The 13,007-nt window shown below is 39.1% G+C and carries 12 protein-coding genes; 7 read left to right on the forward strand and 5 right to left on the reverse strand.

The annotated features are described in order from the left end of the window. The 5 genes from rplB to N0B48_RS14155 form a co-directional block, all read right to left on the reverse strand. Positions 1–822 (reverse strand): 50S ribosomal protein L2, encoded by an 822-nt coding sequence (rplB, locus tag N0B48_RS14135; protein ID WP_034702846.1) that lies wholly within the window; start codon positions 820–822, stop codon positions 1–3. A gap of 22 nt (positions 823–844) precedes the next feature. Beyond that, positions 845–1,135, reverse strand: a complete 291-nt coding sequence (rplW, locus tag N0B48_RS14140; RefSeq protein WP_034702844.1) for a 50S ribosomal protein L23 — start codon at positions 1,133–1,135, stop codon at positions 845–847. Positions 1,136–1,138: 3 nt separating this feature from the next. Then, on the reverse strand, positions 1,139–1,768 hold the full coding sequence (gene rplD, locus N0B48_RS14145) for a 50S ribosomal protein L4 (RefSeq protein WP_047454297.1): 630 nt from the start codon (positions 1,766–1,768) through the stop codon (positions 1,139–1,141). Then, positions 1,759–2,385, reverse strand: coding sequence for a 50S ribosomal protein L3 (rplC, locus tag N0B48_RS14150; RefSeq protein WP_034725991.1), 627 nt, complete (start codon positions 2,383–2,385; stop codon positions 1,759–1,761). The genes rplD and rplC overlap by 10 nt, the downstream gene beginning before the upstream one ends. A gap of 247 nt (positions 2,386–2,632) precedes the next feature. After that, positions 2,633–3,397, reverse strand: coding sequence for a DeoR/GlpR family DNA-binding transcription regulator (locus N0B48_RS14155; protein ID WP_259839412.1), 765 nt, complete (start codon positions 3,395–3,397; stop codon positions 2,633–2,635). 117 nt (positions 3,398–3,514) lie between these two features. Here N0B48_RS14155 and N0B48_RS14160 point away from each other — a divergent pair, with 117 nt between their 5' ends. The 7 genes from N0B48_RS14160 (at position 3,515) to N0B48_RS14190 (ending at position 12,939) form a co-directional block, all read left to right on the forward strand. After that, the gene (locus tag N0B48_RS14160; protein WP_259839413.1) at positions 3,515–5,113 is read left to right on the forward strand and encodes a glycerol-3-phosphate dehydrogenase/oxidase; all 1,599 of its coding nucleotides are present in this window, start codon (positions 3,515–3,517) and stop codon (positions 5,111–5,113) included. An 11-nt stretch (positions 5,114–5,124) separates the two neighbouring features. Beyond that, positions 5,125–6,621: a glycerol kinase GlpK gene (glpK, locus tag N0B48_RS14165; RefSeq protein WP_259839414.1), complete on the forward strand. Its 1,497-nt coding sequence runs from the start codon at positions 5,125–5,127 to the stop codon at positions 6,619–6,621. Positions 6,622–6,645: 24 nt separating this feature from the next. Beyond that, positions 6,646–7,377, forward strand: a complete 732-nt coding sequence (locus N0B48_RS14170; protein WP_259839415.1) for an MIP/aquaporin family protein — start codon at positions 6,646–6,648, stop codon at positions 7,375–7,377. Between the two features lie 8 nt (positions 7,378–7,385). Beyond that, the gene (locus tag N0B48_RS14175; RefSeq protein WP_072924834.1) at positions 7,386–8,186 is read left to right on the forward strand and encodes a hypothetical protein; all 801 of its coding nucleotides are present in this window, start codon (positions 7,386–7,388) and stop codon (positions 8,184–8,186) included. A gap of 520 nt (positions 8,187–8,706) precedes the next feature. Continuing rightward, the gene (locus N0B48_RS14180; protein WP_259839416.1) at positions 8,707–9,126 is read left to right on the forward strand and encodes a hypothetical protein; all 420 of its coding nucleotides are present in this window, start codon (positions 8,707–8,709) and stop codon (positions 9,124–9,126) included. After that, positions 9,123–10,094 (forward strand): hypothetical protein, encoded by a 972-nt coding sequence (locus N0B48_RS14185; protein ID WP_259839417.1) that lies wholly within the window; start codon positions 9,123–9,125, stop codon positions 10,092–10,094. The genes N0B48_RS14180 and N0B48_RS14185 overlap by 4 nt, the downstream gene beginning before the upstream one ends. 112 nt (positions 10,095–10,206) lie before the next feature. Next, positions 10,207–12,939 carry a hypothetical protein gene (locus N0B48_RS14190; RefSeq protein ID WP_259839418.1) on the forward strand — a complete coding sequence of 911 codons (2,733 nt, stop codon included), beginning with the start codon at positions 10,207–10,209 and terminating at the stop codon, positions 12,937–12,939. Positions 12,940–13,007: the final 68 nt, after the last annotated feature.

The raw sequence follows: 13,007 nt of genomic DNA on the forward strand, positions 1-13,007 counted from the left end.
TTATTTACGTTTAGATATGATATGACGGTTAGACGCTTTGTTTTTCTTTCTGGTTTTGTAACCTTTAGCAGGCATACCATTTCTAGATCTTGGGTGACCTCCTGAAGAACGACCTTCACCACCTCCCATTGGGTGATCTACAGGGTTCATTACAACTGGTCTAGTTCTAGGTCTTCTACCTAACCATCTGCTTCTACCAGCCTTACCTGAAACAGTTAACTGATGATCAGAGTTAGAAACAGATCCAATCATTGCATAACACTCAGTAAGGATCATTCTTGATTCTCCTGAAGGCAACTTGATGATTGCATATTTTCCGTCTCTTGAAGTTAATTGAGCTGAAGAACCAGCACTTCTTGCTAAAATAGCACCTTGTCCAGGTTTCATTTCAACACAAGAAATAACAGTACCCAATGGAATGTTTTTCAATTTCATTGCGTTACCGATATTCGGTTCTACGCTTTCTCCTGAAACTACCTTCTGATCTACTTTGATACCGTTTGGAGCGATGATATATCTCTTCTCTCCGTCTGCGTACTCTAATAAAGCGATAAATGCAGTTCTGTTTGGATCATATTCTACAGTTTTTACCGTTGCTTCAACATCATGCTTGTTTCTTTTGAAGTCGATAATTCTGTATTTCTTTTTGTGTCCACCTCCGGTGTAACGCATGGTCATTTTACCAGTTTGGTTACGTCCACCTGACTTACTAATACCAACTGTTAGAGATTTCTCTGGTTTGTTGGTAGTAATTTCCTCAAAATTGTTAACAATTCTGAATCTCTGTCCTGGGGTGATAGGTTTTAATTTTCTAACAGACATTACTATTATTTATAATTAATAATTAATTTACAGCAAAAATATCGATAACCTCACCTTCAACAAGCTTGATTACCGCCTTTTTTAATTTGTTTGTCTTTCCTACTTGAAGACCCTTTTTAGTGTATTTCGAAGAAACCTTCGGAGCATAAATCATTGTATTAACGTCTGCTACTTTTACACCGTAAGCTGCTTCAACAGCTTTTTTAATCTGGATCTTATTAGCCTTAGGATCTACTAAGAAAGAATAAGAACCTCTTAAATCTGTAAGGTAATTAGCCTTTTCTGAGATAACTGGTTTAATAATAAGTGACATGATTTATTTCTTTAAATTTTCCTGGAATTTTTCAACTGCACCTTCTAAGAATACGATCTCACCTGCATTCATCAAGTCATATGAACTAATTTCGTTGAAGTTCATTACTTTAGTTTTAGGTAAGTTTCTTGAAGACAAATACACATTCTTGTTAGCTTCAGGAAGAACGAATAGAGATTTCTTATCGTTCAATGCCAATGCATTTAAGATAGAGATGAAATCTTTAGTTTTAGGAGCGCTTAAGCTCATATCTTCCATTACTCTGATGCTGTTGTCTCTCATTTTCTGAGATAAAACAGATTTTTTAGCTAATCTCTTAAGAGCTTTGTTCAATTTGAATCTGTAGTCTCTTGGTTTTGGTCCAAATACTCTACCTCCACCTCTGAAAGTTGGAGATTTGATATCACCATATCTAGCAGAACCAGATCCTTTTTGCTTCTTAAGTTTTTTAGTAGAAGCAGTAATTTCGCTTCTTTCCTTTGATTTATGAGTCCCTTGTCTCTGTGCGGCAAGGTACTGTTTAACTTCTAAGTAAACCGCGTGCTGATTTGGCTCAATTCCGAATACTGATTCGTCTAGAGTTACTTTTCTTCCGGTCTCTTTTCCTGATGTATTTAATACTACTAGTTCCATTTTCTGATAATTACATAAGAATTTTTAGCTCCCGGAACAGCACCTTTTACTACTAAAAGATTTTGTTCTTGATCCACTTTTAATACTTGAAGGTTTTGAACAGTTACCTGCTTACCTCCCATTCTACCCGCCATTCTCATTCCTTTGAATACTCTTGAAGGATCCGATCCAGCACCGATAGAACCTGGAGCTCTAAGTCTGTTGTGCTGACCATGAGTAGCTTGCATTACACCTCCAAAGCCATGTCTTTTAACAACACCTTGGAAACCTTTACCTTTTGAAGTTCCTGTTACGTCAACAAATTCACCTTCAGCGAATAAGTTAACTTTTACTTCTTCTCCTACTTTTACTTCGTCTACGAATTCTCTGTAGAATTCTACCAACTTAGCTTTTGGAGCAGAACCAGCCTTTTTGAAATGGCCAGCTAACGCTTTACCTACGTTCTTTTCACTCTTGTCATCGAAACCTAACTGAACTGACTTGTAGCCGTCCTTTTCTATGGTTCTGACCTGTAAAACCGAGCATGGACCAGCCTGAATAACTGTACAAGGAATGTTTTTTCCTTCTTCGTTAAACAAAGACGTCATACCGATTTTTTTACCAATAATACCTGACATTGTTTATATTAAATAAAATTTATCTTTTTAATTTCCCATCTCTTAGGAGGTCTGAAGTAATTTCTACTTTTGATATAGGCATACTACGCCCCTAAAATGGAGTGTGCAAATTTATGAATATTTTTATAACTGGCAAATATTTTGTGTAAAATATTTTGATTTTTAATCATTTAGATCATTTTGAAAAAATCCGGATGAAATTTTCAGAGAAATTATTTTGTCCTTAAAAAAGAAATGAAAAAGAAATTTATTTTACAATAACCGAAACCCCTATTTCTTCCAGGGCAACCTTATCCTCATCACAAATCCCATCATCCGTGATCAGATAATCTATTTTATCCAAAGGAGCGATCTTCCCGAAACCTTTTTTATTCAGTTTCGAAGAATCACCAAGAATCACCACTTTTTCAGAACATTCTATCATAAGTTGATTCAGATGAGCTTCTGCAGCATTCGAAGTACTGATCCCGAATTCCATATCAATCCCATCTACCCCAAGGAAGAGTTTATTACAGGAAAACTGTCTGAGAATCGTTTCTGAAATAGATCCTACAATAGAAGTAGAGCTCTTTCTCACCTCCCCACCTAATTGTATGATATTAATATTAGGATTATTGCAAAGCTCCAACGCAACCCGTAATGAAGAAGTAAGAACCGTAAGCGGACCGAAATTCACCAGCATCCTCGCCAGATAGTGCATCGTAGTTCCCGAAGCCAGAATAATACAATCATTCTCCTGAATAAGCTGCAAAGCCGCCTTCGCTATATTTTGTTTCGCTTCTACATTGATGTTTTCTTTCTCATCCACATTCCTTTCATAGGCATAACGCACATGCTTACTCGCTCCCCCATGGTTTCGAAAAAGCAATCCCAGACTTTCGAGATAATTCAGATCCTTTCGAACCGTAACCGACGAAACATTCAGCTTCTCACATAAATCCTGTACCAGAACATGCCCTTTTTCATTGAGTTCCTTTAATATATCATCGTGCCTTGGTATTAACTTTTCCATTCTGATTCTTTCATCAAAAATACCATTTTTTTCCGAGACCGATAAAATTTCATTTATTTTCTTTTTAGTTTCGTTTTTAATTTATACATTTGAAAACGAAACATAAACGAAACATTTATGAAACGAAACGAAGAACTTAGTAAACTGACCAGTGTGCAGGAATGGGACTTTATTGTCATCGGAGGTGGAGCCAGTGGTCTGGGCTCAGCATTAGATGCAGCCAGCAGAGGATTTAAAACCCTGCTCCTTGAGTCCCACGATTTTGCAAAAGCAACATCCAGCCGAAGCACCAAATTGGTACACGGCGGGGTAAGATATCTTGCCCAGGGAGATGTAGGACTTGTGAAGGAAGCCCTGAAAGAAAGAGGACTGCTTGCCCAAAATGCGGCACACGTAGTCAAAAACCAGTCATTTATTATTCCCAACTACACATGGTGGGGAGGCATTTACTATAAGATAGGATTGTCTGTTTATGATTTCCTTGCCGGAAAGCTTAGCCTTGGAAAAACAAAATACATCAGCAAAGCCAAAACCATTGAAAAACTACCAACGATTGAGCAGCATAACCTCGCAAGTGGTGTGGTGTATCAGGACGGACAGTTTGATGATGCAAGATTAGCGATCAACCTTTCCCAGACTCTTATAGAAAAAGGAGGAAGTGCAGTTAATTATATGAAAGTGACCGGCCTTCTCAAAAATGATTCCGGAAAAATAAACGGTGTAAAAGCAGAAGACCAGTTTTCAAACCAGCAGTATGAGCTTCGTGCAAAAGCTGTGATTAATGCTACAGGAGTATTCACGAATGATATTCTGAATATGAATAATCCTAAGCATGGTAAATTTGTCGTTCCAAGTCAAGGTATCCATTTGGTATTGGATAAATCTTTCCTTAAGAGTGATGATGCCATCATGATTCCTAAAACATCGGACGGCAGAGTTCTTTTTGTAGTCCCTTGGCACGACAGAGCATTGGTAGGAACTACGGACACCCTTCTTGAAAGCCCGAGCTTTGAACCGCACGCTTTGGAATCTGAGATTAATTTCGTTCTGAATACAGCCAGACAATATTTAGCCAAAAAACCGACGAGAGAAGACGTAAAATCTATGTTCGCCGGATTGAGACCGCTTGCCGCACCAAAAGAAGGAGGTAAAAACACAAAAGAAGTTTCCCGAAGCCACAAAGTCATTACTTCAGATACAGGATTGGTTTCCATCATCGGTGGAAAATGGACCACGTACCGTAAAATGGCACAGGACACTGTGGATAAAGCTGTGGAGATTCTTCATTTAAACGGAGGACCTTCCCAAACAGAAAACATGTCTATTCACGGGAACATAAAAGCAGAACTTGTTGACCGTACCAGCCATCTGTATGTATACGGATCTGATATCCCAGCTATAAAAGCATTGCAAAGCAGCGATCCTCAGTATTCAAAAAAAATACATCCGGATCATGATTTCACGATAGCAGAAGCAGTTTGGGCTATACGACATGAAATGGCAGAAACCATAGAAGACATTCTCGCCAGAAGAGTCCGACTCTTATTCTTAGATGCAAGAGCCGCCATCGACAGTGCCCACACGATTGCACAGCTTATTGCCAAAGAAAAAGGATATTCTCAGGAATGGGCAAATGATCAGGAAAAAGAATTTATTGAATTAGCACAAGGGTATTTATTAACGCCTTACTCTCCCAAAACTATTACTCATAACTAAAAATTTGCAGTATGAAGGAAAAACTGATTCTCGCTCTGGACCAGGGGACAACATCCTCCAGAGCCATTTTATTCAACCACAGCGGAGAAATAGAATACATCTCCCAGAAAAATTTTGAACAGATCTACCCTACTCCGGGATGGGTAGAGCATGATCCCAACGAAATCTGGTCTTCCCAGATATCCGTTGCCGCAGAGATTATCGCCAAAGCAGGCATTTCCGGACTGGAAGTCGCTGCCATTGGAATCACCAATCAGCGTGAAACAACCATTGTCTGGGATAAAGAAACCGGCGAACCTATTTACAACGCGATTGTCTGGCAGGACAGAAGGACTTCCAAATATTGCGATGAATTAAAAGAACAGGGCCACGCCGAAACCATCAAAGAAAAAACCGGACTTGTTCTGGATGCTTATTTTTCTGCAACCAAACTTAAATGGATTCTGGATAACGTAGAAGGCGCAAGAGAAAAAGCAGCAGAAGGAAAATTATGTTTCGGAACCGTTGACACATGGTTGGTGTGGAAACTTACCCGCGGAAAAATGTTCATCACCGATGTTTCCAATGCGAGCAGAACCATGCTTCTGAACATTCACACTTTAGAATGGGATCAGGAATTGCTGGATTTATTTGACATTCCAAGATCTGTTCTTCCTGAAGTAAAACAGAGCAGTGAAATTTACGGCGAAACTGCAACTACTCTATTTTCCACTAAAATTCCAATTGCAGGAATTGCGGGAGATCAGCAGGCTGCTTTATTCGGACAGATGTGCATTACACCCGGAATGGTAAAAAACACCTACGGAACAGGATGCTTCTTACTAATGAATACAGGAAAAGAAGCTGTTTCTTCTAAAAATAACCTGTTGACTACTGTAGCATGGAAGATTAATGGAGAAGTAAATTATGCACTGGAAGGAAGTGTCTTTGTAGGCGGAGCAGCCATACAGTGGCTGAGAGACGGGCTGAAACTGATCCGTACATCTGAAGAAGTAAATGATCTGGCAGCAAGCGTTGAAGATAACGGAGGGGTTTACTTTGTCCCTGCACTTACAGGATTGGGAGCTCCTTATTGGGACCAATATGCCAGAGGAACGATTGTAGGGGTAACCCGCGGAACGACCAATGGACATATCGCGAGAGCGACTTTGGAAGGAATTGCATTCCAGGTGTATGATATTGTAAAATCCATGGAAGCAGATTCCGGAAGACCAAGTCTTGAGCTTAGAGTAGACGGCGGTGCTTCTGCAAGTGACCTTCTGATGCAGATCCAGTCTGACCTTTTCGGGTTCAAAATCACAAGACCGAAAACCCTTGAAACAACAGCCTTAGGAGCAGCGTATCTTGCAGGATTGGCAGTAGGATACTGGAAGGACATCAACGAGATTCAATCCCAATGGATTGTGGACGAAGATTTCCATCCGAAAGTGGACAAGGAAAAAGCAGATAATATGATCCATTTCTGGAACAAAGCTGTAAAGCGTTCTCAAAGCTGGATCGAAGATTAAATCCTTAACTTAAAAAAACTACTCATGAACCCATTTACCGCAGAACTCATAGGCACCATGCTTATGATATTATTAGGCAACGGCGTTGTAGCAAATGTTGTCTTAAAAGATACCAAAGGAAATAATTCAGGATGGATCGTCATTACAACGGCATGGGCACTGGCCGTTTTTGTAGGGGTCACCGTGGCAGGACCGGTAAGTGGTGCTCACCTGAATCCGGCTGTATCCATCGGGCTGGCTGTTGCAGGAAAATTCTCATGGGATCTGGTTCCCACTTATATTGCAGCACAGCTACTCGGCGCAATGCTTGGAGCTTTTCTTGTATGGCTTTTTAATAAAGACCATTTCGCCATTACCGAAGACGGAGGTGCTAAACTGGCCTGTTTCAGTACCGGTCCAGCGATCAGGAATACGTTCTCCAATCTCATCAGTGAGATCATCGGAACGTTTGTCCTCGTATTTGTTATCTTTCATTTTTCGGATCCCAGCATCGCTCTGAATGCAGATCCAACCGCTAAAGTAGGACTTGGCTCTGTGGGAGCACTTCCTGTTACCTTACTGGTTTGGGCTATCGGTTTATCTTTAGGTGGAACCACCGGTTATGCCATTAATCCCGCCAGAGATTTAGGTCCCAGAATCATGCACGCCATACTTCCCGTAAAAGGCAGCAGTGATTGGGGATATGCCTGGATTCCTGTTGCAGGCCCTATCCTGGGCTGTATTATCGCAGCAGTTCTATATGGAATCTTAAAATAAATACATCCATGAAAGTTTTAAAAATAGCATGCCTGATTATTTTGGGCACAGGAAAACTATGGTCTCAGGAAAACACTGAACCTAAGGAAAGCAACAGGCTTGATTTCACTGCGAATATTCAGAATAATCACCTGTGGAGAGGCTTGATCATTACCGATAAACCTGTGGTGATGGGAAATCTATCGTACGCTTTCGATGCGGAAAAAAAATGGAAAGCCGGAATCTGGGGTGCATCTTCCCTGACGGATGACAAAGACGGAACACATTATAAAGAGATCAATTATTACGTCCAGTATTCAGACGGAAGACTTTATATCGGGCTTTGGGATCTTTTTAATTCCAGAAACATCAATACCGCGGTTGCTTCAGAAGACATATTCCATTATTCGCGGACAAGAACGGCTCATATCATTGACCTTAGAACCAATTATACGTTCGGACCTTCATTTCCTCTGAATATTGAAGCCGACATCATGCTGTACGGAGGAGCTAATGCGGGAGAAGTGGTTTTGGAATCTGACGGAAGCTATAAAAAGAATAAGTATTCGACCTACGTTCAGGCAAGTTATCCCGTTATTGCGGGACAGAAAGTCAATCTGGATGCTTTCATCGGTGCAGGATTTGCGCTTAACGACAGAAATTTTCTCTATGGAAACGGCAAAAACAGTTTTGACATTGTTAACGTTGGTGTAAAAGCCAGCAAGACCGTCAAAATCACGGAACACTACAGTCTTCCGGTTGCCATGATGGCCATGTGGAATCCTTCGAATAAGTACGCAAGAATTCAGCTGGCCGCCACTGTTTTCTAATCTGAATTTTAAATTAACTTATACTAAGACCACTCCAATTCGGGGTGGTCATTTTGTTTTTTGTGCTCATCTTCAAATAGATTTCTGATGATATAGCTGTATCTGAATAATTTTAAAACATTAAGATCAATAAAGGAGGTAAGGAAAATTAAGAAAAATCAAATGATTTTTTTTCAGCAGCACATCTTAAAGCAAAGCTCACTTAATATTCTTAAAAACTTAATTCATCTTAATGGTTCAAGTTATTAAACACAAAATTTTTAATGTATTTAAACACTTAAGCACACTTTAGTTTAAAAGTTTTATCATGCTGAAAACACTAAGATCACATCAGTAGAAAATCTTTGATTTTCATAAAACTTAAGTGTACTTTATATGTACAATGTATGTAACTTTAAAACAACTTAAGTGTTAAAAAAGCTTTGTGCTTTTTGTAGTTAAGAATTACCTTCAACAGCCAATCACCGGGTTTTTACGGTTTAATTTTTGCTTAAATATTTTTACTTTTGAAAAAAAATATATGAAAAAGATTTTCAGCTTAGTGATCTTATGCATCAGCATTTTATCTTTTGCCCAGACAAAAGCACCATTTATCGGTCATAGAAGTTTTAATATCGTTGAAGGATTCAGTGGATCGGGAACTCCGTCTTATTACCTGGATGTGAAGAAAAACGGCGATGTCTATTTCGGGTTTGTTCAGGTCAATCAGGCAGACAGAACTGAAACTACAGAAGAAGTGAATGCAGGAAAATACAATCCCAAAGTCATGAAGGTAGTTTTCAAAAAGTATGGCGAAAACTTCTATGTGAAATTTGACAAAGACAACATCTACCTTACCGATAAAGAAGGAAACATCCAGAAATCTGAAGACTGCTGTTCTTCTATGGAAAGCGCTTCCAACGACACCTGTACCTGCGAAAGCAAACTGTACAAGAAATGAAAACATTAAAGTTCCTGTTAATCCTCCTTCTCGTTGTTTCATGCGGCAGAAAAAAGAATCATCCTTATACTTTTTATTACTGGAAAACTCAGCTTAAGTTGGATCAGGAAGAGAAAAAAGCATTGGACAAGGCTTCAGTTCCTTATGTGTACACAAGATTTTTCGATATAGATAAAATCGGCGGACAGTTTCAGCCGGTTGCCGTGATTACGAAAGACAAAAGTTTCCAGACGGATAAACAGATTGTTCCGACTGTGTTTATTACCAATCAGTCAATGTACCGTATTTCTTCGGATGAGATCAGATTTCTGGCAAAAAATATTCACAATCTGATTCAGAAGAAATCTAAAGAATATGGTTTAAAGATCAGCAATGAAATTCAGATTGATTGCGACTGGACCGCTGGAACCAGAAATGATTATTTTAAATTCTTAAAAGAACTGAAAAAGGTTTCCGGAAAAGAAATCACCTGTACTTTACGCCTTCATCAGGTTAAAGATAAAAACCAGACTGGAGTTCCACCTGTAGAAAAAGTCTACCTGATGTGCTACTCTACTTCCTCGCCATTGGAAAACTCCAACAAGAACTCTATTCTGGATGTGACGATTTTAAAAAGTTACCTTTCCAAACTGGAAGATTACCCTGTAAAGAAAATAGAAGTCGCGCTGCCGATCTACTCCTGGGGAATTGTTACCAATCATCTTGAAAAGCATAAACTAATCAATGCCCTGTCCAGGAAAGATCTTGAAAACCCGGGATTCAAAAAAATCTCCGATAATGAAGTCGAAATTACAAAAGACGGTTTCTATTTCGGAAGCTTTCTGAGCAAAGGCTTCAGGATAAAGGTGGAAGAAATCTCTGACGAACAGCTGGAAGATGTCGTTCGTTTTCTGGAGAAAAAAATACCTGATTTTAATGTAATTTATTATCAATTAGATAGTAAATTTGTAAGTAACCGGGAATTTTAAAATTTTATCTCCTGCAGATTGAGCACTTTAAGCAGGTCTTAAATCCTGTTGACCATACAACTTTTGAATTCTATTGACATTTAATTATAAAAATAAAAACACCCTCAACTATATGAAAAAGTATATTCTTTCACTGGCGGTTCTATCGCTGTTTTATACTAAATCTGACGCCTGCGCATGGTCAGACCCCGATTATGAATACTTCAACCTGTTTACGCAAAGCATCATCAAGGATAAATCTTATCTTCCTTTCTTGCTCACGTATTCCAACAGGTTCTACGGTGATTATAAAAACATGACGATTCCTGACGACAATATTGAGACATGGAAGAAATTCTTCAACAACCAGCTCAACTATTCGGAAACAGAGAATCTGGTGTACAAAATAAGCATGGATGATTTAAATGCTTTGAAAAACGGAACGCCAAGTAATCCTCTTTTGCAGAAACTGGGGACAGGATTTTACCAAAAGTATAAGGAAGGCATCGATTATTTAATTGAAGCAAAATATCTGGAGCCTTACATGAGCATCAATTATGTTGAAAGCCCGGATTCTTTTTACAACTACGGCCCCTCCAAAAAGCTCAATGCCACTTCCGTTGATTACGCTAAAACAGTCAATGCATTGACTTCTCTATACAATGCCACAAGAAATCCAGAGATCAAGCAGCGCTACGGATATCAGCTGGTGCGTTTCAATCATTACACGAGAAATTATGATGCCACTCTGGAAGCGTTCAAAACTTATATTGAACCTATCAAACAGAAAGGAACCGTGTATTTCATGGCGCTTGATCAGCTTGCCGGTGCTCAGAGAGGAAAGGAAATGAACAGTGATGCGAACTGGAACTTTTTCCAGGTTTTTATGAACAGCAAAGACCGTAAGGAATCTGCCTTCGTTTCCATGAAGCTTTCGGATACGGCTTCTTTCAGTAATATTATGAAAAGAGCGGGGACGAGCGATGAAAAGAACATGGCTTATTTCCTGTTGGGCTATGAAGGCTTCACAGACCCTATTCCGATCATGGAAAAAATGTACGATATCAATCCTGATTCTGAGATTCTGAAAGTAATGGCGGTGAGAAGTATCAATGAGCTTGAAAGAAGTTACCTTCCGATATATTACTATACTTCTGATGCTTCAGATAATGTTTATATGCAGAAAGGAAATGCAGATGATCACGACAAAGTTTCCACCGATACAAAATCTGAACCAGCAGCTGCAGAAGTAAAAAAAGAAGAGAAGCTTTCATTCTGGCAGAAGATCGTAAGGTTTTTCAAAAATCTTTTCGGAGGTTCAAAATCTGACAGCGCGAATGGTGGCAAAAATGATAAGAGTGATGATGAGCTATTGAACAACCCGGACAGAATACCGTTCTACACCAAATCAGGTTATGGCTATGATGAAAAAACGAAAGATTATCTGGACAATCTGGAAAAATTCACGGAGAAAACCAAGAAGGTCTCTAAGGATGAATACTGGCAGATCGCCGATGCTTATCTTAAGTTTTTGAAAAAAGACTATAAAGCCAGTTCCGAAATTCTGGAAGATATCAAAACAACCAACCCGGAATATCTGGAAGAAATCAAAAGAATGAAAGTCCTGAATGATATCGTTTCGCATCCTAAGGTTGATGCTGAATTCGAGGATCATCTGATGAAAGACTATGCAGATTATTTCGTTAAAAAAGAAGTGAAGAAAGATACCGCAGCCGTTGCAGATTATGACTATTACGGTGAAACTCCGTCTACAGCAGACTTTCTTAAAGATGTTCTTGCGAACCGTTACTTCTTACAGGGTGAGGATGGAAAATCATTCTTAATGAACAATAAACTGTCCGACCTTCAGTACAACCCGAATTCAAGTCTGGTAAAAAGTGTTGAAGACTTTTACAAGAAACCGAACAAGACCCAGTTTGAACAGCAAATCATTGCCAAAAACATGGACAACGTAGGAAATATTGATGCGTTCTTCAGCATGATCTATGGAGATAGAGCTATGAAACAGGCCGATTTTGAAAAGGCCAAATCATATTACGAGAAAGCCCAAGGCTTTGCAGGAATTCCAAGAATGAATTATGACTGGACCGATAAAGGCGAAAAGATCACTGCGAAACAATATGCAGCCGGCGAATACAATGGATTCAGAGATATTTCCAATCTGGTCTTCGGACATAATGTATGGGAAAGTTTCGGAAGTGCTGAAACTGAAAGTATGGAGGCTGAAGATTATACTGCGTTCCCTTTCATTAAAAACAGCATGAATAAACTGGAACTGGCAGATGCATTGATCCAGCTTAAAAAGATCAGCAGCGGAACGGATGAAAAGGCAGCTGCAGCTAGCCAGCTTATCGGAAATCTAATGTACAACACTTCAAGTTTAGGCTACTACCGTCAAATATTTGTGATGGATATCGACAACACCAATGGTGGAAAATATGACTTCTGGAACACGGACAGAAAGAATCCGTACAAGTATTATTATAAGAATTTCCTTTATACCACTTATATTGAGCCTGATAATTTCGACCTCGCGATCAATTATTATCAGAAGACCCTGAAGCTTTCGAAAGACAAGGAACAAAGAGCAAGAGCTCTCTTCCAGATGGCCAGTGCAGAGCAAGGAAAGTATTATCAGTATGAAGCGAAAAATGTAAGTACCATTGACTATTCAGATCCTAAATACTCTGAAAAGGAACAGGCTCATCAAACTGAACTGGACAATATCAGAAATGAAAAATACAGAACGTATTTTGCCCAGCTGAAATCCCAATATGCAGATACGGAAACACTGAAAGGACTGTCAGGAAGCTGCAGTTATTTCGGATATTTTCTGAAAAGATAATTTACTGATACACAGATAACAATATTTTAATAGAAGAAATTTTCTTATTTTTAGGGTTAAGGAAAAAG

The sequence above is a fragment of the Chryseobacterium herbae genome (assembly GCF_025154075.1).
GTDB classification, from domain to species: domain Bacteria; phylum Bacteroidota; class Bacteroidia; order Flavobacteriales; family Weeksellaceae; genus Chryseobacterium; species Chryseobacterium herbae.